General features: G+C 56.0%; 18 protein-coding genes, 2 tRNA genes and 3 rRNA genes. 18 read left to right on the top strand and 5 right to left on the bottom strand.

Annotation, left to right across the window (positions count from 1 at the left end; all coding sequences use genetic code 11):
• Positions 1-11 precede the first annotated feature (11 nt).
• Positions 12-863 (top strand): ChaN family lipoprotein, encoded by an 852-nt coding sequence (locus tag AB4P97_RS18955; RefSeq protein ID WP_395601464.1) that lies wholly within the window; start codon positions 12-14, stop codon positions 861-863.
• 232 nt (positions 864-1,095) lie between these two features.
• On the opposite strand, the gene AB4P97_RS18950 is transcribed toward AB4P97_RS18955, so the two are convergent.
• From AB4P97_RS18950 to AB4P97_RS18935, 4 genes are all read right to left on the bottom strand, one after another.
• Positions 1,096-1,890, bottom strand: coding sequence for a Crp/Fnr family transcriptional regulator (locus AB4P97_RS18950; RefSeq protein ID WP_395601463.1), 795 nt, complete (start codon positions 1,888-1,890; stop codon positions 1,096-1,098).
• Between the two features lie 16 nt (positions 1,891-1,906).
• Positions 1,907-2,179 (bottom strand): TfoX/Sxy family protein, encoded by a 273-nt coding sequence (locus AB4P97_RS18945; protein WP_042561087.1) that lies wholly within the window; start codon positions 2,177-2,179, stop codon positions 1,907-1,909.
• A 282-nt stretch (positions 2,180-2,461) separates the two neighbouring features.
• Complete coding sequence (locus AB4P97_RS18940) at positions 2,462-2,806, bottom strand: pentapeptide repeat-containing protein (protein WP_007909940.1); 345 nt, start codon at positions 2,804-2,806, stop codon at positions 2,462-2,464.
• Positions 2,807-2,897: 91 nt separating this feature from the next.
• The gene (locus AB4P97_RS18935; protein ID WP_395601462.1) at positions 2,898-4,454 is read right to left on the bottom strand and encodes an AAA family ATPase; all 1,557 of its coding nucleotides are present in this window, start codon (positions 4,452-4,454) and stop codon (positions 2,898-2,900) included.
• Positions 4,455-4,572: 118 nt separating this feature from the next.
• On the opposite strand from AB4P97_RS18935, the gene mrcB reads away from it, so the two are divergent.
• The 3 genes from mrcB to AB4P97_RS18920 are packed head-to-tail and all read left to right on the top strand — an operon-like array spanning position 4,573 to position 7,998.
• Positions 4,573-6,897, top strand: a complete 2,325-nt coding sequence (gene mrcB / locus AB4P97_RS18930) for a penicillin-binding protein 1B (protein WP_047303232.1) — start codon at positions 4,573-4,575, stop codon at positions 6,895-6,897.
• 16 nt (positions 6,898-6,913) lie between these two features.
• Positions 6,914-7,663, top strand: coding sequence for a tetratricopeptide repeat protein (locus AB4P97_RS18925; protein WP_042561084.1), 750 nt, complete (start codon positions 6,914-6,916; stop codon positions 7,661-7,663).
• A complete protein-coding gene (locus tag AB4P97_RS18920) occupies positions 7,663-7,998 on the top strand; it encodes a YqcC family protein (RefSeq protein WP_047303230.1) in 336 nt (111 codons plus the stop codon). The genes AB4P97_RS18925 and AB4P97_RS18920 overlap by 1 nt, the downstream gene beginning before the upstream one ends.
• Before the next feature lie 18 nt (positions 7,999-8,016).
• Here the strand turns inward: AB4P97_RS18920 and AB4P97_RS18915 are convergent, their stop codons facing one another.
• Positions 8,017-8,433 (bottom strand): DUF4124 domain-containing protein, encoded by a 417-nt coding sequence (locus AB4P97_RS18915; protein WP_047303229.1) that lies wholly within the window; start codon positions 8,431-8,433, stop codon positions 8,017-8,019.
• 399 nt (positions 8,434-8,832) lie between these two features.
• Between AB4P97_RS18915 and AB4P97_RS18910 the strand changes: the two genes are divergently transcribed.
• The 14 genes from AB4P97_RS18910 to AB4P97_RS18845 all read left to right on the top strand — a co-directional run bounded on the left by AB4P97_RS18910 (position 8,833) and on the right by AB4P97_RS18845 (position 24,304).
• Positions 8,833-10,557, top strand: a complete 1,725-nt coding sequence (locus AB4P97_RS18910; protein ID WP_047303486.1) for an acetolactate synthase 3 large subunit — start codon at positions 8,833-8,835, stop codon at positions 10,555-10,557.
• 2 nt (positions 10,558-10,559) lie between these two features.
• On the top strand, positions 10,560-11,051 hold the full coding sequence (ilvN, locus tag AB4P97_RS18905) for an acetolactate synthase small subunit (protein ID WP_003176102.1): 492 nt from the start codon (positions 10,560-10,562) through the stop codon (positions 11,049-11,051).
• Between the two features lie 46 nt (positions 11,052-11,097).
• The gene (gene ilvC / locus AB4P97_RS18900; RefSeq protein WP_042561081.1) at positions 11,098-12,114 is read left to right on the top strand and encodes a ketol-acid reductoisomerase; all 1,017 of its coding nucleotides are present in this window, start codon (positions 11,098-11,100) and stop codon (positions 12,112-12,114) included.
• A 147-nt stretch (positions 12,115-12,261) separates the two neighbouring features.
• Positions 12,262-13,119 carry a CDP-diacylglycerol--serine O-phosphatidyltransferase gene (gene pssA / locus AB4P97_RS18895; protein WP_042561080.1) on the top strand — a complete coding sequence of 286 codons (858 nt, stop codon included), beginning with the start codon at positions 12,262-12,264 and terminating at the stop codon, positions 13,117-13,119.
• Positions 13,120-13,182: 63 nt separating this feature from the next.
• A complete protein-coding gene (gene msrP / locus AB4P97_RS18890; RefSeq protein WP_042561079.1) occupies positions 13,183-14,196 on the top strand; it encodes a protein-methionine-sulfoxide reductase catalytic subunit MsrP in 1,014 nt (337 codons plus the stop codon).
• A complete protein-coding gene (msrQ, locus tag AB4P97_RS18885; RefSeq protein WP_042561078.1) occupies positions 14,196-14,813 on the top strand; it encodes a protein-methionine-sulfoxide reductase heme-binding subunit MsrQ in 618 nt (205 codons plus the stop codon). The genes msrP and msrQ overlap by 1 nt, the downstream gene beginning before the upstream one ends.
• A 547-nt stretch (positions 14,814-15,360) precedes the next feature.
• Positions 15,361-16,897, top strand: a 16S ribosomal RNA gene (locus AB4P97_RS18880).
• Between the two features lie 123 nt (positions 16,898-17,020).
• A tRNA-Ile gene (locus tag AB4P97_RS18875) sits at positions 17,021-17,097 on the top strand.
• A 10-nt stretch (positions 17,098-17,107) separates the two neighbouring features.
• Positions 17,108-17,183, top strand: a tRNA-Ala gene (locus AB4P97_RS18870).
• Positions 17,184-17,424: 241 nt separating this feature from the next.
• Positions 17,425-20,318: ribosomal RNA gene (locus AB4P97_RS18865) — 23S ribosomal RNA — on the top strand.
• A 156-nt stretch (positions 20,319-20,474) separates the two neighbouring features.
• Positions 20,475-20,590: ribosomal RNA gene (gene rrf / locus AB4P97_RS18860) — 5S ribosomal RNA — on the top strand.
• Together the 16S, 23S and 5S rRNA genes with 2 tRNA genes alongside form the textbook arrangement of a ribosomal RNA operon.
• A 148-nt stretch (positions 20,591-20,738) precedes the next feature.
• Positions 20,739-21,398 carry a paraquat-inducible protein A gene (locus AB4P97_RS18855; protein WP_042561077.1) on the top strand — a complete coding sequence of 220 codons (660 nt, stop codon included), beginning with the start codon at positions 20,739-20,741 and terminating at the stop codon, positions 21,396-21,398.
• The gene (locus tag AB4P97_RS18850) at positions 21,385-22,008 is read left to right on the top strand and encodes a paraquat-inducible protein A (RefSeq protein ID WP_395601461.1); all 624 of its coding nucleotides are present in this window, start codon (positions 21,385-21,387) and stop codon (positions 22,006-22,008) included. The genes AB4P97_RS18855 and AB4P97_RS18850 overlap by 14 nt, the downstream gene beginning before the upstream one ends.
• The gene (locus tag AB4P97_RS18845; protein ID WP_395601460.1) at positions 22,001-24,304 is read left to right on the top strand and encodes an MlaD family protein; all 2,304 of its coding nucleotides are present in this window, start codon (positions 22,001-22,003) and stop codon (positions 24,302-24,304) included. The genes AB4P97_RS18850 and AB4P97_RS18845 overlap by 8 nt, the downstream gene beginning before the upstream one ends.
• Positions 24,305-24,402 lie beyond the last annotated feature (98 nt).

The raw sequence follows: 24,402 nt of genomic DNA, 5'->3' as shown, positions 1-24,402 counted from the left end.
GAGGTGATCGCATGCGTGGGATGTGGCTTTTGGCTGTGTTGTTGCTCGCCGGGTGTCAGCATGTTGCTGCGCCGCCGCCGATCGGTGGTCAGATTCGTGATCTGCACAGCGGTCAGGTGCTGACCGCGCAGCAATTGCTCGCGCGTCTCGCCGAACCCGATCGGGTGATCGTCGGTGAGCAGCATGACAACGCCGACCACCACGCTGCGCAGTTATGGCTTTTACGGTCGCTTGGCGAGCTGCGGCCGCAGGGCAGCCTGCTGCTGGAAATGCTCACGCCGGATCAGCAGGCCAAAGTTACTGCGGTTCGCCAGTCCGCGTCGCCTCCCTCTGACCTTCCCGGCGCATTGGCCTGGCAGGAGGGTTGGGACTGGAATCTCTATGGGCCGATTGTCCGCTTCGCCCTCACGCAACCGTATCCGCTGCTGGCCGCCAACCTGGATAACGGCGAAATCCGCGTCTTCTATCGTAATCCGCCGGGTTTGAGTGGCAAGCGCAGCAATGCTGAAGCAGTGAAAACGACTTTGCTGGGGCAGATCAGCGATTCTCACTGTGGTCTGCTGCCTGATTCACAGATGCCGGCGATGCTGGCGGTTCAGCAGCAGCGGGATCGACGCATGGCAGAGGTTTTGCTGTCGGCGCCGACTCCGTCCTTGCTGCTGGCCGGTGCGTGGCATGCGCGCAAGGATGTCGGGGTGCCGCTGCACGTCGTGGATGTGAGCGAGTCCCGAGCACCGACGGTGCTGATGCTGGCAGAGCAGGGCGATGAGGTGACTGAGGCGATGGCCGATTACGTCTGGTACACCCCGGCCACCCCGAAGCGCGATTACTGTGAAGAGATGCGTAAACAGTTCGGCAAATGACTTTTCCACAGGCAAAAAAAGACCCGGTAAGAACCGGGTCAAATAACCGTGATTAGCCTGATGAGGAGATAATCTGAGAGTCCGAACCAAGGGCTTTTCAGAATATCGACTGATCTCGCGACCAGTTGTGATAATCATAGCGATTCTCATTACCATGTCAATCGCTGATTCTGCATTTATTTGATCTGATCTCTGCAATGGCTCGAACGCCCCGTAAATAAAGGAGTTCGCGCTACCCTTTGTCAGCCGTCAAGCGGGCGATCTGTTGGTTCATTTGGCCGATGCGCCGCGCCATGCTCGCGATCAGGCTGTGGGCGATCTTCGGATTACTGCTGGTCATGCTCAAAAATTGATCCCCGGGAATCAGCATGACTGTGCAAGGTTCTCGCGTGATCACCGTAGCGTTGCGCGGCTCCCCGGTGAACAGCGCCATGGCGCCGAAAATTTCGTCCTTGGGAACCTCGCCGACCTTGTGTCCGTCGACAAAGGCTTCGGCGTGCCCCTCGATGATCACGAACACGTGATCGGCGGGGTCGCCTTGGTGAATCAGGGTTTCCCCGGCCTCGACCCGCTTGAAACCGTTGGTACTGCGAAACTCCCGCGGTTTCAGTTCGGCCACGGCGTGGGCGAGGAGGGCCATTTGTCCCAGCAGATACTCGAGAAATAGCTCCGCACGGCTGGCGTCTGCAAATAAATGCTGGAAGACATCACTGCGCCGATAAGGCAACAAACGTAACGGCCCGTCACTGCGCAAGCGGCAATCGGCCCAGGCGTCACTCTGCTGGAGGCCGATCAAGTCGCCTTCCTGCCAATAGAACAGTGCGCGCGAACCGATGAAACCATTGATCACCCCTTCAGCCAGTAGAAACACTTGATCGTCGGGCAACTGCGCCGACAGATCATCAGTCGCTTCCAGTTCAATCGCCGACCCGCACGACAAAAGGCCTTCCAGCCACTGTGCAGGCAGATTCTGCAAACGGTTGATCATTGCGTCGGCCAATGCCGATTGTTCCCCAAGCAGGTACATGGCAGTCAGCGCCCGTTCAGTTCTTGTGGCGTGTGGAAATGGCTTCGAGCTGCTTGTTCAGGGCGTCCTTGCGTTCGGCGGGGATGTCGTTCCAGTGCACATCCATCAACGCGCCTTCGATCGCATACAGCAACACCTTCGACGCGCGAAACCCGCGGGTGCGCACGGCCCGGTAGGCGTCCACTGCGCCCAGGCGACGCAAGTCCGAGGCGCTGTGGATGCCCACGGCATGCAGCCATTGCGCCGACGTCTTCCCAAGATTCTTCAGGTGTTGCAGTTCATCATTCATCAAGCCTCCTTGCGACGGCCGAATGGTGCGTGGGCGAGCTTCTCAGGAGTGTAGCCATCAGTAGGAAAAGCGTGGTTGTTTGGTCGGATTCAACGCAAAAGCTTCTAAGAAACGACAACCGGAGGGTGTGAAAGGCCTGCGAACGCAGAAAGAAGGGGGCAAACAAATATCAAATGTGGGAGCGAGCCTGCTCGCGAAAGCGGTCTTACTTTCACGATCAGGGTGACTGACACTCCGTCTTCGCGAGCAGGCTCGCTCCCACAGGGTGTGGTGTCAGAGATATCAGCGAGTGCGATAACGCAGGCGTGTGCCGAAATTCATCGACATCAGGATCTCGTCAGCACTCAGTTCCGGCGGGAAGTACGCCCCGGAAATCTGCGCGTGGGCCAGGCTTGCGCCTTCAAGCGACGCGTTGCGGAAATCAATGCCACGCAAATCGGCAGAACGGAAATACGCGTCCCGGAAATCTACGCCATCGGCGTTCAATTCGCGCAAATCGAGGCCACGGAAGTCGCCACCGACCATGTCGATCGGGCCGTCTTGTGGGCGTTCCTTGTTGAAACCTGTGATGTCATCTTTATGCAGCAAGGCATACAGCGGGGTGTCGAGAAGTTTCGGCTGGCTCATGTCACATCACCTGTTGGTTTTATGACGCCAGTATAGTGCCACTATTTAGCGGCCGTGAAGCGAGCGAGGGCTTCACGGCCGAAATAGTTTCTTACAAGCCTGGCAGGCGCTGACGGATCTGCGCGACAACGGTGTCCAGTGTCCCGGATTCATTGGTCTGAACGCGTTTGCTGCGCAGAATCTCTTCCGGCGTCAACGCTTCGCGGTTGGCCTGTTGTGCTTCGATCACAGCCAACGTGGCGTCGGACGGATCCTGTTTATCGGCCTGACGAATCGCCAGCCAGCTCTCGATCACTGCTTGCGGGGCGTTACAGTCGAGGATCAGGAACGGTGTGCCAGTCGCTTCAGCGATTTTTGCGGCGTTATCGCGCTGCTCACGCTTGAGGTAAGTCGCATCGATAACCACCGGGAAACCGGCGTGCAGGATGACCTCGGCAATTTCATGCAGGCGCGAGTAGGTTTTGGCGCTGGCGTCGGCGCTGTAAATGCCGGCCTGCACATCGTTGGCCACGGTCTGCTCGCCGAACAAACGCTTGCGTTCAACGTCGGAGCGCAGACGAATTGCCCCCAGTGCTTCGACCAGGCGCATGGCCACGTGGCTCTTGCCGACAGCGGAAACGCCGTGGGTAATCGCCATGAAGCGCGAAGGGATGGTGCTGTAGCTTTCCGCCAGGTTGGCGTAGTTGCGGTACTGGCGCAGGGTAGTGGCGCGCTGCACCGGAGTCGCGTCCGCCGGCATGCTGAACAGGGCCACTTTGGCGCGAACCAGTGCGCGGTAGGCTTTATAGAAGTTCAGCACTTCCAGGCCTTGGTAGTCGCCGGTCAGTTCCAGGTATTGGCTGATGAAACGGCGAGCCAGCGACTTCAGGCCGCGGTCTTCCAGGTCCATCGCGAGGAAACCGGTATCGGCGTAGACGTCGGTGAAGCGGAACGGCTCGTTGAATTCGATGCAGTCGAAAATCACCACTTTGCCGTCGATGACGGTGGCGTTGCCCAAGTGGATGTCACCGTGGCATTCGCGGGTGAAACCTTCGGCCTTGCGCTGGGCGAACAGCGGCTTTAGGCGCTCGAAGCTGCTTTCGGCCCAGGCTTTCAGAGCCTCGAGTTGCAGCAAATCGTTTTTGTCGCTGAGGAACGGCAGGATCTGTTCGAAGTTTTGCGACACCGGTGCCATCACGCTGTCCGGGGTGCCTGCGTCGTGCTCGGCTGGGACTTTCGGCGCGGTGAGGTGGAACTTGGCGATCTGTTCAGCCATTTCGTCGATGTGCTGAGTTGTCAGCTCGCCGTTGGCTTGCAGGGTGCTGAGCAAGCCGGACTGTGGAAACTGGCGCATTTTCAGCACGTAGTCGATCGCTGGGCCGTCGCCGCCCAGTCGCGGGGCGTCGACGCTGCCCGTCACCGGCAACACTTCCAGATACAAATCCTCGGTCAAACGCTGGTTCAGACGCAGCTCTTCAGCGCAAAAGTGTTCGCGTTGATCGAGGCCGGTGAAGTCGAGGAAGCCGAAATTCACCGGCTTCTTCACTTTATAAGCAAAGGGACCGGTGAGGATCACCCACGAAATATGGGTTTCGATGACCTGGAACCCTTCGACGGGGTGCGGATACAGGGCCGGGTTTTGCAGGGCAGCGATCAGGGACTGGCTCACGGGCGATCCTTCAGAGACTGGGGGAAATTCGAGGTCGCCATTATGGCCGCTCGCCCGCCTGACGCAAACCTCGGAGCGCTCCTGTTGAGTCTGAATAAAGTGCGTATAATCCGCCGCCATGACTCGAACTCGATCTCCCCGTACCAAGAAAAAACCACCTTCCAAGGGCCTGCGCCCATGGATGGGCTGGGCCATTAAACTCAGTCTGGTCGGCCTTGTAGTGCTGGCCGGCTTCGCCGTTTACCTCGATGCCGTGGTGCAGGAGAAGTTCTCCGGCAAGCGCTGGACCATCCCGGCCAAGGTATACGCGCGCCCGCTTGAGCTGTTCGTCGGACAGAAACTCAGCAAGGAAGATTTCCTCACCGAACTCGACGCACTCGGCTATCGCCGCGAAGCCGTGAGCAATGGCCCCGGCGCTGCCGCAGTCTCCGGAAACACCGTTGACCTGAATACCCGTGGCTTCCAGTTCTATGAAGGCCTTGAGAAGGCGCAACCCGTGCGCGTGCGCTTCTCGGGCGATTACGTGGCCGAGTTGTCGGCGACCAACGGTTCGAAACTGTCCGTGGTACGTCTGGAGCCGGTTCTGATCGGCGGGATTTATCCGAAGAACCTCGAAGACCGCATCCTGATCAAACTGGATCAGGTGCCGCCGTATCTGCTGGAAACCCTGGTCGCCGTCGAAGACCGGGATTTCTACAGCCACTGGGGCGTGTCGCCGAAGTCGATTGCCCGGGCGATCTGGGTCAACACCTCTGGCGGCAAGATGACTCAGGGTGGCAGTACGCTGACCCAGCAGTTGGTGAAAAACTTCTACCTGACCAACGAACGCAGCCTGAGCCGCAAGCTCACCGAAGCAATGATGGCGATGTTGCTGGAACTGCATTACGACAAGAAGGAAATCCTTGAGGCGTACCTCAACGAAGTCTTTGTCGGTCAGGACGGTCAGCGCGCCGTGCACGGTTTTGGTCTGGCCAGTCAGTTCTTCTTCGGTCAGCCATTGTCCGAGCTCAAACTGCATCAGGTCGCGATGCTGGTCGGCATGGTCAAAGGCCCGTCCTATTACAATCCGCGCCGCAATCCGGAACGTGCACTGGAACGTCGTAATCTGGTGCTCGACGTGCTCGAGCAGCAAGGCGTAGCGACTGCCGAGCAAGTGGCCGCCGCGAAGAATATGCCTCTGGGTGTCACCACTCGCGGCAAACTGGCCGATAGCTCCTTCCCGGGTTTTATCGACCTGGTCAAACGTCAGCTGCGTGAAGACTATCGCGACGAAGACTTGACTGAAGAAGGCCTGCGGATCTTCACCAGTTTCGACCCGATCCTGCAGATGAAAGCCGAGGCGTCGGTCAACGACACCTTCAAGCGTCTGTCCGGTCGCAAGGGCTCCGATGATGTGGAAGCGGCGATGGTCGTGACCAATCCTGAGACCGGCGAAGTCCAGGCCATGATCGGCAGCCGCCAGGCCAGTTATGCCGGTTTCAACCGGGCACTGGACGCCGTGCGGCCAATCGGCTCGTTGATCAAACCGGCGGTTTATCTGACTGCGCTGGAGAAACCGAGCCAGTACACGCTGACCAGTTGGCTGTCGGATGATCCGTTGTCGGTCAAAGGCGCGAACGGTCAAGTCTGGAAGCCGCAGAATTACGATCGTCGTTCCCACGGCACCGTGTTCCTGTATCAGGGGCTGGCGCATTCCTACAACCTGTCGACCTCGCGCCTGGGTCTGGAAGTGGGCGTGCCGAATGTCCTCAAGACGCTGGCCCGTCTGGGGGTGACCCGTGAGTTCCCGGCGTTCCCGTCGATGTTGCTGGGCGCGGGCGCGATGACGCCGATGGAAGTGGCGACCATGTACCAGACGCTGGCCAACGGTGGTTTCAATACGCCGATGCGCGGCATTCGCAGCGTACTGACCGCCGAAGGGGAGCCGCTCAAGCGCTATCCGTTCCAGATCGAGCAGCGGTTTGATCCGGCCTCGATCTATCTGATCCAGAACGCCATGCAGCGGGTGATGCGCGAAGGTACCGGCAGCTCGGTTTATAACGTGTTGCCAAAGACTCTGACGCTGGCCGGCAAGACCGGCACCAGTAACGATTCGCGCGATAGCTGGTTCGCAGGTTTCAGTCAGGACTTGCTGGCAGTGGTCTGGCTGGGCCGTGATGACAACGGCAAGACGCCGTTCACCGGCGCGACCGGTGCGTTGCAGGTCTGGAGCAGTTTCATGCGCAAGGCCGATCCGCTGCCGCTGGACATGCCGCAGCCTGACAACGTCGTGCAGGCATGGGTTGATTCGCGTACCGGGCAAGGTTCTGACGCCAACTGCCCGGGTGCGGTGCAGATGCCGTATATTCGCGGCAGCGAACCACCACCCGGCGCTGCGTGTGCAAGCGAAACGCCTGCATCTGGCGAGTCGGTGATGGATTGGGTCAAGGGCTGGATGAATTAAGCAAAGAGGGTTTCAAGTGAACAAGTGGTTGATTCCAGCGGTGACCGCCGTGGCTTTGCTCAGCGGCTGCTCTACCGTTCAGCGTGGTTCGATCCCTGTAGTGGATTCGGGCACAGCCGTGTCCAACAGCGAGCGCATTTCCGCCAATGGCGGTTTCCGTCAGACGACGGTCAAGCGTCCTGTGCAGGGCCAGCCTCAAGCCATCCCGCAAGGCGATACCGGCGTCGTAGTGATGGTGCCGGGCGGTGGCGCGACAACGTCGGCACCGATCAGCGCGGCGCCAATTGTGCCGGGCCCGGCATCCGGCGGTATTACGCCGGGGCCATATAACCCGTCGCCAGTCGAGTCGGCACCGATCAACTCCGGCAGCTACAGCATGCCCTCGACACCGAGCGGCATTCCTTCGGCCAGCAGTAGCGGTGGTTTGTCGGCGGACGAGCAACTGGATGGTCCGGTGCTCGCCTTGTTGACGACTGCTCAACAGCAACAGGCCGGTGGCGACCTCAACGGTGCGTCGTCGAGCCTTGAGCGCGCGCAACGTGTCGCCCCGCGTGAGCCGCAAGTGCTCTATCGTCTGGCTCAGGTGCGCATGGCCCAAGGCGATGCGCCACAGGCCGAGCAATTCGCCCGTCGTGCGTTGACCATGGCCGGCGGCCGTCCGGACTTGCAGGCCAACCTGTGGGAAATCATCGCTCAGTCCCGTGAGAAACAAGGTGACTCCGCCGGCGCTGCTCAGGCCCGTCAAAAGGCCAAGGTAACGCTGTGATGGATGCGCGCTTCCCGAAAATCGCCGATCAGTTATTGCTGATCGAGCGTGAGCTGCGTACCCAGGGTTGGTGGGATGAGGTCTCGCCGTCGGCCGAAGCCTTGAGCAGTGTCGAGCCGTTTTCGGTCGACACACTCGAGTTCGAGCAGTGGCTGCAATGGATCTTCCTGCCACGCATGAAGATGATCCTTGAACAGGATCTGCCGCTGCCGAACGCCTCGGGCATTCAGGAAATGGCGGAAATGGTCTTCGCCCAGCGCAATCTGCAGGGCAAGGATCGACAGCTGCAGCTACTCCTTAAAGAGTTTGACCTGCTGATCACCGCTTCCCGCTGAACCGAAAACTGCCAGGCTTTACTGGCAGTTCTCTCTGATCTGTTTCTGCGCTTCGACAATGCGCTCCTGCCGTTGTGCATCATCCAGCCGCCGCAATTCTCCCCCCACGTCCTCTCGCAAACGCGGATTGTTCTGCAATTGCGCAAGATTCGTCCGTGCCTGCTCACAAAATGCCTTGAGCTGCGCTTGTTGGTCGTCGACCTGTTTCTTGACCTTGTCGTCGATGGCTTTCTGATCGCCCAGCACACCGCTGCCTGGCATGGCTGCGGGTTTTGCCGGGGCCGAGGAGGGCATGTGTACCGTGGTGGATGGTTGGCCTGGCGGAGGTTGCGCATCGAAGTGCGTAACACCTTGGGCATCGACCCATTTGTAAATCTGAGCGGCTGTGCACCATGGGCTGAGGCCGATCAGCAGGGTTAACAGAAGCATTCGCATGCTGATTCCTTGGCAAAATTGCGCAATTGACGCTAACAGAGTAGCTGTTTTCAGGTTTTTTCTTGCGTTCTCATGTGCTTACCCACAATTAACTACAGAGACGGCTTGACTTGGAGAGGACGAAACAGAAGAATCCAAAGTCCGCTGTAGAGGGACTGCCAGAAGCAGACCCACTCGGTAGATCATGAGGCGCATACCCGCGCCGACCTGTTACACCCGCAACGCGTTACCTCGCGCTGGGTGGGAAAGGCCCGCAACACTTGGGACGATCCCAATACTTGCTCAGTCAGTGCTGACGTAGTCGGCGACCACCGTCGCTCATGCTCTGCCGAGAAGTAAACCTATTAAGACCCGTCCCATTTTCGTGGGCGGTATTCTGGCGTTTTAGAGGTGAACAACGTGGAGCTTTTATCTGGCGGTGAGATGCTCGTCCGCTTCTTGCGTGACGAAGGCGTCAAATATATCTACGGGTACCCGGGCGGTGCTCTCCTGCATGTTTACGATGCCCTGTTCAAAGAACCGGAAGTGACTCACATCCTGGTTCGTCACGAACAAGCGGCAACCCATATGGCTGACGGCTACGCCCGTGCCACCGGTAAAGCCGGCGTGGTATTGGTGACTTCCGGTCCAGGCGCCACAAACGCCATCACCGGTATTGCCACAGCCTATATGGACTCGATTCCAATGGTGATCATTTCCGGTCAGGTGCCAAGCACCATGGTCGGCACCGATGCGTTCCAGGAAACCGACATGATCGGTATCTCCCGGCCGATCGTGAAGCACAGCTTCATGATTAAGCACGCCTCGGAAATCCCGGAAGTCATGAAGAAAGCGTTCTACCTGGCGCAATCCGGTCGTCCTGGCCCGGTCGTGGTCGATATCCCGAAAGACATGACCAACCCGGCCGAAAAGTTCGAATACATCTTCCCCAAGAAAGCCAAGCTGCGTTCCTACAGCCCGGCCGTTCGTGGGCACTCCGGGCAAATCCGCAAGGCAGCAGAAATGCTCCTGGCAGCCAAGCGCCCAGTGCTGTACTCCGGCGGCGGCGTCATTTTGGGCAACGGTTCCGCTCCGCTGACCGAACTGGCGAAAATGCTCAACCTGCCGGTGACCAACACGTTGATGGGCCTGGGCGGTTTCCCTGGCACTGATCGTCAGTTCATCGGCATGCTCGGTATGCACGGCAGCTACACCGCTAACCTTGCGATGCACCATGCCGACGTGATCCTGGCGGTTGGCGCACGTTTCGATGACCGAGTGATCAACGGCCCGGCGAAGTTCTGCCCAAACGCCAAGATCATTCACATCGACATCGACCCGGCTTCGATTTCCAAGACCATCAAGGCCGACGTGCCTATCGTTGGTCCGGTGGAAAGCGTCCTGACCGAAATGGTCGCGATCCTCAAGGAAATCGGCGAGACCCCGAACAAGGAGTCCGTGGCCAGTTGGTGGAAGCAGGTTGATGAATGGCGCGGTGATCGCGGCCTGTTCCCTTACGACAAGGGCGACGGCAGCAAAATCAAGCCGCAGACCGTTATCGAAACCCTGTGCGAAGTGACCAAGGGCGATGCCTATATCACCTCCGACGTGGGTCAGCACCAGATGTTCGCTGCGCAGTACTACACGTTCAACAAGCCTAACCGCTGGATCAACTCCGGTGGCCTGGGCACCATGGGCTTCGGTTTCCCCGCAGCCATGGGCATCAAGTTGAGCTTCCCGGACGACGACGTTGCCTGCGTCACCGGCGAAGGCAGTATCCAGATGAACATCCAGGAACTGTCGACCTGCCTGCAATATGGCTTGCCAGTGAAAATCGTCATCCTGAACAACGGCGTTCTGGGGATGGTTCGTCAGTGGCAGGACATGAGCTATGGCAGCCGTCACTCGCACTCCTACATGGAATCGCTGCCTGACTTCGTCAAGTTGGCTGAAGCTTATGGCCACGTCGGCGTACGCATCACCGAATCGAAAGATTTGAAGTCGAAGATGGCAGAAGCGTTCGCCATGAAAGATCGTCTGGTGATCATCGATGTTTCGGTTGATACCAGCGAGCACGTCTACCCGATGCAGATCAAAGACGGCTCCATGCGCGATATGTGGCTGAGCAAGACGGAGCGTACTTAATCATGCGGCACATTATTTCCTTGCTTCTGGAAAACGAACCCGGCGCTTTGTCTCGCGTAGTCGGCCTGTTCTCGCAGCGCAACTACAACATCGAAAGCCTGACCGTGGCCCCGACCGAAGACCCGACCCTGTCGCGTCTGACGCTGACCACTGTGGGGCATGATGAAGTCATCGAGCAGATCACCAAAAACCTGAACAAGCTGATCGAAGTGGTCAAGCTGGTGGACCTTTCGGAAAGTGCTCACATCGAGCGCGAACTGATGCTGGTCAAGGTCAAGGCCACTGGCGCCCAGCGCGCCGAGATCAAACGCACCACCGATATTTACCGTGGACAGATCGTCGATGTCAGCGCCAGCGTGTATACCGTTCAATTGACCGGTACCAGCGACAAGCTCGACAGCTTCATTCAGTCCATCGGCACCGCATCGATTCTGGAAACCGTCCGTAGTGGCGTGACCGGTATTGCCCGCGGCGACAAAGTACTCAGCATCTAAACCAAATTAGCGAATGGCCTTAACGGCCTGGATATAGGGGAATTTCATGAAAGTTTATTACGAAAAAGACTGCGACCTGTCGATCATCCAGGGCAAGAAAGTTGCCATCATCGGTTACGGTTCCCAGGGCCACGCCCAGGCGTGCAACCTGAAAGACTCCGGCGTCGACGTCACCGTTGGTCTGCGTAAAGGTTCGGCCACCGTTGCCAAAGCTGAAGCTCACGGCCTGAAAGTGACCGACGTTGCTTCCGCTGTTGCTGCTGCCGACCTGGTCATGATCCTGACCCCGGACGAGTTCCAGTCTGCTCTGTACAAGAACGAAATCGAGCCAAACATCAAGAAAGGCGCCACCCTGGCCTTCTCCCACGGCTTCGCGATCCACTACAACCAGGTTATTCCGCGTGCCGACCTCGACGTGATCATGATCGCGCCGAAAGCACCGGGCCACACCGTACGTTCCGAGTTCGTGAAAGGCGGCGGTATTCCTGACCTGATCGCGATCTACCAGGACGCTTCCGGCAACGCCAAAAACGTTGCACTGTCCTACGCTGCCGGCGTTGGTGGCGGTCGTACCGGCATCATCGAAACCACCTTCAAGGACGAGACTGAAACCGACCTGTTCGGCGAGCAAGCCGTTCTGTGTGGCGGTACCGTTGAGCTGGTAAAAGCCGGTTTCGAAACTCTGGTTGAAGCTGGCTACGCGCCGGAAATGGCCTACTTCGAGTGCCTGCACGAACTGAAGCTGATCGTTGACCTCATGTACGAAGGCGGTATCGCCAACATGAACTACTCGATCTCCAACAACGCCGAATACGGCGAGTACGTGACCGGCCCGGAAGTGATCAACGCCGAGTCCCGTCAGGCCATGCGCAACGCCCTGAAACGTATTCAGGACGGCGAATACGCCAAAATGTTCATCAGCGAAGGCGCAACCGGCTACCCTTCGATGACCGCCAAGCGTCGTAACAACGCCGCTCACGGTATCGAAATCATCGGCGAGCAACTGCGCTCCATGATGCCGTGGATCGGTGCCAACAAGATCGTCGACAAAGCCAAAAACTAAGTCGTCGTCCCTTGTACGAAAAACGCGGCCTCGGCCGCGTTTTTTCGTTTGGGTCGATGGTTCTGGTATAAAGCTGCATCGTTTGTGGCCGAACTGTCGTCCACAGGCACCTGTCGAATTTTTCCAAACCGTTGCAAGGTAATGTCCATGAGCGAACGTCCCGAAGAGCCGAACAAGGCTTCAGACGCCGAAAGCCTGCTGCCCATCGATGAGCACATCGAAGAAGGGCATGACGCAGAAGGCCGTAAAGTCCGGCATCGTGGTATCTATCTGCTGCCGAATCTATTCACCACTGCGAACCTGTTTGCCGGGTTTTACTCCATCATCAACTCGATGAGCGCGCAGGCGGCGTTGAGCGCTGGTGATTCCGTCAATGCGAGCAAGTATTTCGCGTTCGCCGCAATCGCGATTTTTGTCGCGATGGTGCTCGACGGTCTCGACGGTCGTGTCGCGCGCATGACCAACACGCAAAGTGCCTTCGGCGCCGAGTATGACTCGCTGTCCGACATGGTCGCCTTCGGTGTTGCCCCTGCATTACTGGCCTTCGGCTGGGCGCTGGGTGACATGGGCAAGGTCGGCTGGATGGTTGCCTTCATCTATGTAGCGGGCGCGGCGTTGCGTTTGGCGCGTTTCAACACTCAGGTGGGGACAGCGGACAAGCGCTACTTCATCGGGCTGGCCAGTCCGGCAGCTGCCGGCGTGGTGGCGGGTATTGTCTGGGCGTTCAGCGATTACGGCATCCAGGGTTCGAAGATGTCGTTTCTGGTTGCACTGATGGTGGCGGCTGCCGGCATGCTGATGGTCAGCAACATCAAGTACAACAGCTTCAAGGAGCTGGATTTGAAAGGTCGCGTGCCTTTCGTGGCAATCCTCGCGGTAGTGCTGGTGTTCGCTGTCGTGTTCAGCGATCCACCGCGCATTCTGCTGCTGGTATTCCTCGCTTATGCGGCTTCCGGCCCAATTCAGTATCTATTGCATCTTCGTCGTCACAAAAACGCCGAGTGATGTAATTTCCAGCATACTCCGCAGTCTATGGGTGCATCTGTCCTCCAAAGCTGCGGAGTTGCCATGCTCATCAAAATTCCTAAAGCGTCTGACTGCCATGAGTCGGACGTCACGTCTGAATCTATCTATCTGTCTCGCCGCCAGCTGCTCGGAGCCACCGCGGCCGGCATCGCCGTGAGCAGTCTTCCGCGGTGGGCCAATGCTGACGATGTGGCGCGATATGCCGATGTCGAACCTGGCAAGGCGCCCGCCTGGTTTGCCGAAAAACTCCCCTCTACTCAATGGGGGGCGGTAAACGTCAAGGATGAGGCGATCACGCCTTATAAGGACGCGACTCACTACAACAACTTCTATGAGTTCGGCACCGACAAGGGCGATCCGGCCGCTAATGCCGGTTCGTTGAAAACCGAACCGTGGAGTGTAGTGGTGGACGGGGAGGTGGGTAAGCCGGGGCGTTATGCGCTGGAAGACTTCATGAAACCGTACCAGTTGGAGGAGCGTATCTATCGTCTGCGCTGTGTCGAGGCCTGGTCGATGGTCATTCCGTGGATCGGGTTTCCCATCGCGGCGCTGCTCAAACAGGTCGAGCCGACTTCCAAGGCCAAGTACATTCGCTTTGAGACCCTTCAGGATCCTAAAAGCATGCCCGGGCAGCGATCAGGCTTTGCCTTGATCGAGTGGCCTTATGTAGAAGGCTTGCGTCTGGATGAGGCGATGAATCCATTGGCGATTCTGGCGGTGGGCATGTATGGCCGCGAATTGCCGAATCAGAACGGAGCTCCTCTGCGGCTGGTGGTGCCATGGAAGTATGGCTTCAAGAGTGTCAAATCCATCGTGCGTATCAGTCTTGTCAGTGAGCAACCGAAAACGACCTGGCAAAGTATTGCGGCGGACGAATACGGCTTCTATGCAAATGTGAATCCGACTGTCGATCATCCGCGCTGGACGCAAGCGCGCGAGCGCAGGCTACCGAACAGTCTGTTCAAGCCGAATGTGCGCGATACCCAGATGTTCAACGGCTATTCGGAAGAAGTCGCTTCTTTATATACAGGGCTCGATCTGCGGAAGAACTACTGATGCGATATCCGGTCTGGCGGGTGAGTGTTTTCATTGCTGCAGCGATTTGGCCATTGCTGTGGTTCTATCAGGCTTTCGCGGATCTGCTTGGGCCGGATCCTGGCAAGGTGTTGGTTGACAGGTTGGGCCTTGGCACGTTGGTGCTGCTGTTGATCACCTTGAGCATGACGCCTTTGCAAAAACTGACCGGTTGGGCGGGGTGGATTGCTGTTCGGCGGCAGTTAGGCCTTTGGTGTTTTGCCTATGTGGTTTTGCACCTATGCAGCTATATGGCTTTTATCCTGGGTTTCGACTGGTCTCAACTGGGTGTCGAGTTGCGCAAGCGGCCATACATTATTGTCGGTGCGTTGGGTTTCCTCGGATTGTCGGCGTTAGCGGTAACCTCAAATCGCTACAGTCAGCGCCGTTTAGGTGCTCGCTGGAAGAAGCTGCATCGGATGGTATACGTGATTCTTGGGCTGGGATTGCTGCATATGTTGTGGATCGTGCGCGCTGATCTCAAGGAATGGGCAATTTATGCTTTTATAGGTGTTCTGCTTCTATTGCTGCGTGTCCCTCCTGTTGCTCGTCGAATCCCGCGTTTACTGGCTAAAAAGCAGGTTCTGCAACAAAAGTGAAATTAACGGTTGACGGCAGATTCCAGACGTCTATAATTCGCCCCACTTCCGGCGCAGTCGAAACGGAAAACTCCTTGAGATTCAATGAGTTAAGTAGGTTTCGAGAGTGGGTCGCTTCAGTTCATCGAAGCCTGGAAGGAGTTGAAAGAGCGGTGATGTTTGGCTCTTTTAACGGTTCGATCTTCTCGGTCGAAAGCGGAGAAAAAGAGGTGTTGACAACAGCGAGTAACGCTGTAGAATTCGCCTCCCGCTAACGAGAGATCGGAAGCGCAAGTGGTTGAAGTTGTTGAAGAATTCTTCGAAAACTTCTGAAAATAATCACTTGACAGCAAATGAGGCTGCTGTAGAATGCGCGCCTCGGTTGAGATGAAAGATCTTAACCAGCCGCTCTTTAACAACTGAATCAAGCAATTCGTGTGGGTGCTTGTGGAGTCAGACTGATAGTCAACAAGATTATCAGCATCACAAGTTACTCCGCGAGAAATCAAAGATGTAACCAACGATTGCTGAGCCAAGTTTAGGGTTTCTTAAAAACCCAAAGATGTTTGAACTGAAGAGTTTGATCATGGCTCAGATTGAACGCTGGCGGCAGGCCTAACACATGCAAGTCGAGCGGATGACAGGAGCTTGCTCCTGAATTCAGCGGCGGACGGGTGAGTAATGCCTAGGAATCTGCCTGGTAGTGGGGGACAACGTTTCGAAAGGAACGCTAATACCGCATACGTCCTACGGGAGAAAGCAGGGGACCTTCGGGCCTTGCGCTATCAGATGAGCCTAGGTCGGATTAGCTAGTTGGTGAGGTAATGGCTCACCAAGGCGACGATCCGTAACTGGTCTGAGAGGATGATCAGTCACACTGGAACTGAGACACGGTCCAGACTCCTACGGGAGGCAGCAGTGGGGAATATTGGACAATGGGCGAAAGCCTGATCCAGCCATGCCGCGTGTGTGAAGAAGGTCTTCGGATTGTAAAGCACTTTAAGTTGGGAGGAAGGGCATTAACCTAATACGTTAGTGTTTTGACGTTACCGACAGAATAAGCACCGGCTAACTCTGTGCCAGCAGCCGCGGTAATACAGAGGGTGCAAGCGTTAATCGGAATTACTGGGCGTAAAGCGCGCGTAGGTGGTTTGTTAAGTTGGATGTGAAATCCCCGGGCTCAACCTGGGAACTGCATTCAAAACTGACAAGCTAGAGTATGGTAGAGGGTGGTGGAATTTCCTGTGTAGCGGTGAAATGCGTAGATATAGGAAGGAACACCAGTGGCGAAGGCGACCACCTGGACTGATACTGACACTGAGGTGCGAAAGCGTGGGGAGCAAACAGGATTAGATACCCTGGTAGTCCACGCCGTAAACGATGTCAACTAGCCGTTGGGAGCCTTGAGCTCTTAGTGGCGCAGCTAACGCATTAAGTTGACCGCCTGGGGAGTACGGCCGCAAGGTTAAAACTCAAATGAATTGACGGGGGCCCGCACAAGCGGTGGAGCATGTGGTTTAATTCGAAGCAACGCGAAGAACCTTACCAGGCCTTGACATCCAATGAACTTTCCAGAGATGGATTGGTGCCTTCGGGAACATTGAGACAGGTGCTGCATGGCTGTCGTCAGCTCGTGTCGTGAGATGTTGGGTTAAGTCCCGTAACGAGCGCAACCCTTGTCCTTAGTTACCAGCACGTAATGGTGGGCACTCTAAGGAGACTGCCGGTGACAAACCGGAGGAAGGTGGGGATGACGTCAAGTCATCATGGCCCTTACGGCCTGGGCTACACACGTGCTACAATGGTCGGTACAAAGGGTTGCCAAGCCGCGAGGTGGAGCTAATCCCATAAAACCGATCGTAGTCCGGATCGCAGTCTGCAACTCGACTGCGTGAAGTCGGAATCGCTAGTAATCGTGAATCAGAATGTCACGGTGAATACGTTCCCGGGCCTTGTACACACCGCCCGTCACACCATGGGAGTGGGTTGCACCAGAAGTAGCTAGTCTAACCTTCGGGAGGACGGTTACCACGGTGTGATTCATGACTGGGGTGAAGTCGTAACAAGGTAGCCGTAGGGGAACCTGCGGCTGGATCACCTCCTTAATCGACGACATCAGCTGCTCCATGAGCTCCCACACGAATTGCTTGATTCATTGAAGAAGACGATAGAAGCAGCTTTAAGCTCCAAGCTGATAGCTCTGAGCTAACAGTTACAAGCTCGAAATTGGGTCTGTAGCTCAGTTGGTTAGAGCGCACCCCTGATAAGGGTGAGGTCGGCAGTTCGAATCTGCCCAGACCCACCAATTTTGTTATGGGGCCATAGCTCAGCTGGGAGAGCGCCTGCCTTGCACGCAGGAGGTCAGCGGTTCGATCCCGCTTGGCTCCACCATAAACTGCTTCGTAAGTTTGAGAGTTTAGAAATGAATATTCGCGCTGAATATTGATTTCTAGTCTTTTGATTAGATCGTTCTTTAAAAATTTGGGTATGTGATAGAAAGATAGACTGAACGTTACTTTCACTGGTAACGGATCAGGCTAAGGTAAAATTTGTGAGTTACTCTGAATTGAGTATTATCGAATTTTCGGCGAATGTCGTCTTCACAGTATAACCAGATTGCTTGGGGTTATATGGTCAAGTGAAGAAGCGCATACGGTGGATGCCTTGGCAGTCAGAGGCGATGAAAGACGTGGTAGCCTGCGAAAAGCTTCGGGGAGTCGGCAAACAGACTTTGATCCGGAGATGTCTGAATGGGGGAACCCAGCCATCATAAGATGGTTATCTTGTACTGAATACATAGGTGCAAGAGGCGAACCAGGGGAACTGAAACATCTAAGTACCCTGAGGAAAAGAAATCAACCGAGATTCCCTTAGTAGTGGCGAGCGAACGGGGACTAGCCCTTAAGTGGCTTTGAGATTAGCGGAACGCTCTGGAAAGTGCGGCCATAGTGGGTGATAGCCCTGTACGCGAAAATCTCTTAGTCATGAAATCGAGTAGGACGGAGCACGAGAAACTTTGTCTGAATATGGGGGGACCATCCTCCAAGGCTAAATACTACTGACTGACCGATAGTGAACTAGTACCGTGAGGGAAAGGCGAAAAGAACCCCGGAGAGGGGAGTGAAATAGATCCTGAAACCGTATGCGTACAAGCAGTGGGAGCAGACTTTGTTCTGTGACTGCGTACCTTTTGTATAATGGGTCAGCGACTTATTTTCAGTGGCGAGCTTAACCGAATAGGGGAGGCGTAGCGAAAGCGAGTCTTAATAGGGCGTCTAGTCGCTGGGAATAGACCCGAAACCGGGCGATCTATCCATGGGCAGGTTGAAGGTTGGGTAACACTAACTGGAGGACCGAACCGACTACCGTTGAAAAGTTAGCGGATGACCTGTGGATCGGAGTGAAAGGCTAATCAAGCTCGGAGATAGCTGGTTCTCCTCGAAAGCTATTTAGGTAGCGCCTCATGTATCACTGTAGGGGGTAGAGCACTGTTTCGGCTAGGGGGTCATCCCGACTTACCAAACCGATGCAAACTCCGAATACCTACAAGTGCCGAGCATGGGAGACACACGGCGGGTGCTAACGTCCGTCGTGAAAAGGGAAACAACCCAGACCGTCAGCTAAGGTCCCAAAGTTATGGTTAAGTGGGAAACGATGTGGGAAGGCTTAGACAGCTAGGAGGTTGGCTTAGAAGCAGCCACCCTTTAAAGAAAGCGTAATAGCTCACTAGTCGAGTCGGCCTGCGCGGAAGATGTAACGGGGCTCAAACCATACACCGAAGCTACGGGTATCATCTTAGGATGATGCGGTAGAGGAGCGTTCTGTAAGCCTGTGAAGGTGAGTTGAGAAGCTTGCTGGAGGTATCAGAAGTGCGAATGCTGACATGAGTAACGACAATGGGTGTGAAAAACACCCACGCCGAAAGACCAAGGTTTCCTGCGCAACGTTAATCGACGCAGGGTTAGTCGGTCCCTAAGGCGAGGCTGAAAAGCGTAGTCGATGGAAAACAGGTTAATATTCCTGTACTTCTGGTTATTGCGATGGAGGGACGGAGAAGGCTAGGCCAGCTTGGCGTTGGTTGTCCAAGTTTAAGGTGGTAGGCTGGAATCTTAGGTAAATCCGGGATTCTAAGGCCGAGAGCTGATGACGAGTTATCTTTTAGATGACGAAGTGGTTGATGCCATGCTTCCAAGAAAAGCTTCTAAGCTTCAGGTAACCAGGAACCGTACCCCAAACCGACACAGGTGGTTGGGTAGAGAATACCAAGGCGCTTGAGAGAACTCGGGTGAAGGAACTAGGCAAAATGGCACCGTAACTTCGGGAGAAGGTGCGCCGGTGAGGGTGAAGGACTTGCTCCGTAAGCTCATGCCGGTCGAAGATACCAGGCCGCTGCGACTGTTTATTAAAAACACAGCACTCTGCAAACACGAAAGTGGACGTATAGGGTGTGACGCCTGCCCGGTGCCGGAAGGTTAATTGATGGGGTTAGCTAACGCGAAGCTCTTGATCGAAGCCCCGGTAAACGGCGGCCGTAACTATAACGGTCCTAAGGTAGCGAAATTCCTTGTCGGGTAAGTTCCGACCTGCACGAATGGCGTAACGATGGCGGCGCTGTCTCCACCCGAGACTCAGTGAAATTGAAATCGCTGTGAAGATGCAGTGTATCCGCGGCTAGACGGAAAGACCCCGTGAACCTTTACTATAGCTTTGCACTGGACTTTGAATTTGCTTGTGTAGGATAGGTGGGAGGCTTTGAAGCGTGGACGCCAGTTCGCGTGGAGCCAACCTTGAAATACCACCCTGGCAACTTTGAGGTTCTAACTCAGGTCCGTTATCCGGATCGAGGACAGTGTATGGTGGGTAGTTTGACTGGGGCGGTCTCCTCCTAAAGAGTAACGGAGGAGTACGAAGGTGCGCTCAGACCGGTCGGAAATCGGTCGTAGAGTATAAAGGCAAAAGCGCGCTTGACTGCGAGACAGACACGTCGAGCAGGTACGAAAGTAGGTCTTAGTGATCCGGTGGTTCTGTATGGAAGGGCCATCGCTCAACGGATAAAAGGTACTCCGGGGATAACAGGCTGATACCGCCCAAGAGTTCATATCGACGGCGGTGTTTGGCACCTCGATGTCGGCTCATCACATCCTGGGGCTGAAGCCGGTCCCAAGGGTATGGCTGTTCGCCATTTAAAGTGGTACGCGAGCTGGGTTTAGAACGTCGTGAGACAGTTCGGTCCCTATCTGCCGTGGACGTTTGAGATTTGAGAGGGGCTGCTCCTAGTACGAGAGGACCGGAGTGGACGAACCTCTGGTGTTCCGGTTGTCACGCCAGTGGCATTGCCGGGTAGCTATGTTCGGGAAAGATAACCGCTGAAAGCATCTAAGCGGGAAACTTGCCTCAAGATGAGATCTCACTGGAACCTTGAGTTCCCTGAAGGGCCGTCGAAGACTACGACGTTGATAGGTTGGGTGTGTAAGCGCTGTGAGGCGTTGAGCTAACCAATACTAATTGCCCGTGAGGCTTGACCATATAACACCCAAGCAATTTGACTACTCGAAAGAGCATCAGATTGCGGTGTGTGAAGACGAAACGAACCGAAAGTTCGATGTTCACAAACACCGAAAGCTGTCACATACCCAATTTGCTGAAGCGAGGCCAGCTGGCCACGACTCAGTACCCGAATTTCTTGACGACCATAGAGCGTTGGAACCACCTGATCCCATCCCGAACTCAGCAGTGAAACGATGCATCGCCGATGGTAGTGTGGGGTTTCCCCATGTGAGAGTAGGTCATCGTCAAGATTAAATTCCGAAACCCCAATTGCGAAAGCAGTTGGGGTTTTGTTTTGCCCGCAGGAAAGTTTTTGTTCGCACCACCGAACAAATTTGCACAGTTATTTTCGTATCAGAACACTAGAATAGCCCCATCTTTTTCGGAGCCAGAGCCTTTATGTCAGATCCGGTTGACGCCCCAGGGCTGTCAGATTTACCACTGGAAGACCTGGTGGCCTGTCATGAGTGCGACTTGCTGATGCGCAAGCCGAAGCTTGCCCACGGCGAAAAGGCCCTGTGCCCACGCTGCGGTTACGAGTTGTACGCCCACCGCCACAATGTGGTGCAGCGCAGCCTTGCTTTGGTCATCGCGGCACTCTTGCTCTACGTGCCAGCGAACTTTTTACCCATCATGCAGCTCAATCTTCTCGGGCAGTCGTCGCACGACACTGTCTGGAGCGGTGTTGTGGGTTTGTTCAACACCGGCATGCAAGGTGTTTCGATCGTCGTATTCCTGTGCAGCATGGCCATTCCGTTAATCAAGTTGCTGTGCCAACTGGCGGTATTGCTGACGATCCGCTTGAACCTTGGGCGCAGCTACGGCCTGCTGCTCTATCGCATTTACCACCACCTCAAAGACTGGGGAATGCTCGAGGTCTACCTCATGGGCGTACTGGTGGCGATCGTTAAACTGGCGGACATGGCGGCCATCACCGTCGGCCTCGGTCTGGCGTGTTTCATCGGCTTGTTGTTGATTCAGGTCTGGCTGGAGGTGGTGATGTCGCCGCATCAGATCTGGCAGGCGTTATCTGGAGAGGATGCTCATGCGGGCGATTGATGCGGGCATTCTGACTTGTACCGAATGCCACGAGTTGAACAGGCAAGAAACGGACGCCGACGAGCAAACCTGCACGCGCTGCGGCGCACTTGTTCACCCGCGCCGTCCGAACAGCCTGGCCAGAACCTGGGCACTGCTGATCACTGCAGCGATTATCTATATCCCGGCCAATGTGCTGCCGATCATGACTGTCAGTTCTTTGGGGCAGGGGGATCCGAGCACCATCATGTCCGGGGTGATCCAGTTGGTGCAGCACGGCATGATTCCTATTGCTGCGGTCGTTTTCATCGCCAGTATTCTGGTGCCGACTTTCAAACTGGTGGGCATCGCACTGTTGCTGTTTTCGGTGCAACGACGTCAGCCGTTGTCCGCGCGTCAGCGCATCTGGATGTACCGTTTTATCGAATTCATTGGCCGCTGGTCGATGCTCGATATTTTTGTGATCGCCATCCTCGTGGCGGTCATCAACTTCGGCCGGCTTGCCAGTGTCGAAGCCAATCTTGGCGCCGTCGCCTTTGCCACTGTGGTGATTCTGACGATGCTTGCTGCAGTAACTTTTGATCCCCGACTGATTTGGGATAACACGGAGTCGGATGACGACCATGACTGATTTGCCTGTAGCGAGAACCCGACCGGCTTCGAACTGGTCTGCCATTTGGGTACTGCCTTTGATTGCGCTGATCATCGGCGGCTGGCTCGGCTGGCGTGCTTACTCCGAAACCGGTATCGAGATCCAGATTCGCTTCGAGAGCGGCGAAGGCATCCAGGCCAACAAGACCGAGGTCATGTACAAAGGTATGTCGGTCGGTAAGGTCAAGACGCTCAAGCTCGACGATGAAGGGAGCTCCAAAGGAGTGATCGCCACGGTCGAGATGAATAAAGACGTCGAGCCATACCTCAAGACCAGCACCCGTTTCTGGCTGATCAAACCAAGCGTGACCTTGGCCGGTATTACCGGGCTGGAAACACTGGTCTCCGGTAATTACATCGCCATCAGTCCCGGCGAAGGCGAGCCTTTGCGCAAGTTCAAGGCGCTGGCTGAAGAGCCGCCGCTGTCTGATGCCAAGCCTGGTCTGCACCTGACCATCAAGGCTGATCGGCTCGGCTCGCTGAGCCGCGGCAGCCCGGTGTTCTACAAGCAGATCAAGGTCGGTCAGGTCAAAAGCTATCTGCTTTCGGAAGACCAGAGTACCGTCGAGCTCAAAGTTTTTATCGAGCCGACCTACGCCAAACTGGTGCGTAAACACACACGTTTCTGGAACGCCAGCGGCATCAGCATCGACGCCAACCTGTCTGGGGTAAAGGTGCGCAGCGAATCGCTGGCGAGTATTGTCGCCGGCGGCATTGCCTTCGCAACACCTGAGAATCGCAAGGACAGCCCGGCGACCGATCCAAGCTTGCCGTTCCGTCTTTATGAAGACTTCGACGCCGCCGCTGCCGGAATCCGCGTGAAGGTCAAACTCAGTGACTTCGAAGGTCTGCAGGCCGGTCGTACGCCGGTGATGTACAAAGGTATTCAGGTCGGCAATCTGAAGGCGCTGAAGGTCGATGCGGATCTGAACAGCGCCACTGCCGAACTCACCCTTGATCCATTGGCCGAAGACTATCTCGTCGATGGCACGCAATTCTGGGTGGTCAAACCGTCGATTTCCCTGGCCGGTATCACTGGGTTGGAAGCACTGGTGAAAGGTAACTACATCGCCGTGCGCCCCGGTGACAAAGGGGCTGCCCCGAAACGTGAATTCGAGGCCAGGCCAAAGGCACCGCCGCTGGATCTGCGTTCGCCGGGCCTGCACCTGGTGCTGTTCACCGATGCCCTTGGTTCGATTGAAGTCGGCAGTCCGATTCTTTACAAACAGGTCAAGGTTGGTTCGGTTCAGAGCTACCAGTTTTCCAAAACCCGAAAGCAGGTGGTTATCGGTGTTCACATCGAGAAGGAATACGAAAATCTGGTTAACGCCTCGACCCGTTTCTGGAATGTCAGCGGTATTACCTTGACCGGTGGCCTGACGGGCGGCATTCAAGTGAAGAGTGAATCACTGCAGACGTTGATGGCCGGCGGTATTGCTTTCGAAACGCCACAGCCCAAGGCGCCATTGCAGAAACGTATTCCGCGCTTCCGCCTGTTTGCCAGCCATGACGACGCCAATCAAAAGGGCGATGTTGTGACGATAAAGGTTGATCGTGCCGATGGTTTGCGCAGCGGCACGCCAGTTCGCTTCAAGGGGCTGGATGTCGGCAAGATTGAAAGTGTCGATCTGACCGACGATCTGCAAGCGGTCATCCTCACCGCACGCATCACGCAAGTGCCGGAGAAAATTGCCCGGGTTGGTAGTCAGTTCTGGGTGGTGAAACCGGAGTTGGGGCTGATCAAGACTTCCAATCTGGAAACCCTGGTCACCGGGCAATACATCGAAGTGCAGCCGGCGGCGAAGAACCTCGGGCCGCAAAAGAACTTTGTCGCGCTGGCTAATGCACCGGAAGTGACCAGGCAAGAGGCGGGTTTGAGTCTGGTATTGAGCGCGGCTCGTCGTGGCTCGCTGAAACCGGGTGTGCCAGTGACCTACCGTGAAATCACCGTGGGCAAAGTTACCGGTTATGAACTGGGCCAGACCGCTGATCGCGTGTTGGTGCACATTCTGATCGAGCCGAAATATGCGCCGTTGGTACGCAGTGGCAGCCGCTTCTGGAACACCAGTGGTGTGGGTTTCGATATCGGCTTGTTCAACGGCTTGACGGTTCGCACGGAATCGCTTGAAACAGCGATTCAGGGCGGGATTGCTTTTGCTACGCCGGATGGCGAGCGCATGGGTAATCCGGCGCGGCCTGAGCAGACGTTCCCGCTGTTCGATAAGTTCGAGGATGAGTGGCTGACGTGGGCGCCGAAGATTTCGCTCGGTAAATAACCCGTATTTGATGTGGCGTCTGAAAAGATGCTTTCGCGAGCAGGCTCGCTCCTACAGTGGATCGGCGGTAGACACAGATTCTGTGCCAACCATAAATC

The organism is Pseudomonas sp. A1230 (assembly GCF_044218825.1).
Lineage (GTDB): Bacteria > Pseudomonadota > Gammaproteobacteria > Pseudomonadales > Pseudomonadaceae > Aquipseudomonas > Aquipseudomonas iridis.
This window is presented reverse-complemented; position numbering and strand designations above follow the sequence as displayed.

Bases quoted from the DNA above. Each gene is read 5' to 3' on its own strand.
- AB4P97_RS18955 (WP_395601464.1), top strand. From the start codon at position 12: ATGCGTGGGATGTGGCTTTTGGCTGTGTTGTTGCTCGCCGGGTGTCAG.
- AB4P97_RS18950 (WP_395601463.1), bottom strand. From the start codon at position 1,890: ATGTACCTGCTTGGGGAACAATCGGCATTGGCCGACGCAATGATCAAC.
- AB4P97_RS18945 (WP_042561087.1), bottom strand. From the start codon at position 2,179: ATGAATGATGAACTGCAACACCTGAAGAATCTTGGGAAGACGTCGGCG.
- AB4P97_RS18940 (WP_007909940.1), bottom strand. From the start codon at position 2,806: ATGAGCCAGCCGAAACTTCTCGACACCCCGCTGTATGCCTTGCTGCAT.
- mrcB (WP_047303232.1), top strand. From the start codon at position 4,573: ATGACTCGAACTCGATCTCCCCGTACCAAGAAAAAACCACCTTCCAAG.
- AB4P97_RS18920 (WP_047303230.1), top strand. From the start codon at position 7,663: ATGGATGCGCGCTTCCCGAAAATCGCCGATCAGTTATTGCTGATCGAG.
- AB4P97_RS18915 (WP_047303229.1), bottom strand. From the start codon at position 8,433: ATGCGAATGCTTCTGTTAACCCTGCTGATCGGCCTCAGCCCATGGTGC.
- ilvN (WP_003176102.1), top strand. From the start codon at position 10,560: ATGCGGCACATTATTTCCTTGCTTCTGGAAAACGAACCCGGCGCTTTG.
- ilvC (WP_042561081.1), top strand. From the start codon at position 11,098: ATGAAAGTTTATTACGAAAAAGACTGCGACCTGTCGATCATCCAGGGC.
- pssA (WP_042561080.1), top strand. From the start codon at position 12,262: ATGAGCGAACGTCCCGAAGAGCCGAACAAGGCTTCAGACGCCGAAAGC.
- msrP (WP_042561079.1), top strand. From the start codon at position 13,183: ATGCTCATCAAAATTCCTAAAGCGTCTGACTGCCATGAGTCGGACGTC.
- msrQ (WP_042561078.1), top strand. From the start codon at position 14,196: ATGCGATATCCGGTCTGGCGGGTGAGTGTTTTCATTGCTGCAGCGATT.
- AB4P97_RS18855 (WP_042561077.1), top strand. From the start codon at position 20,739: ATGTCAGATCCGGTTGACGCCCCAGGGCTGTCAGATTTACCACTGGAA.
- AB4P97_RS18850 (WP_395601461.1), top strand. From the start codon at position 21,385: ATGCGGGCGATTGATGCGGGCATTCTGACTTGTACCGAATGCCACGAG.
- AB4P97_RS18845 (WP_395601460.1), top strand. From the start codon at position 22,001: ATGACTGATTTGCCTGTAGCGAGAACCCGACCGGCTTCGAACTGGTCT.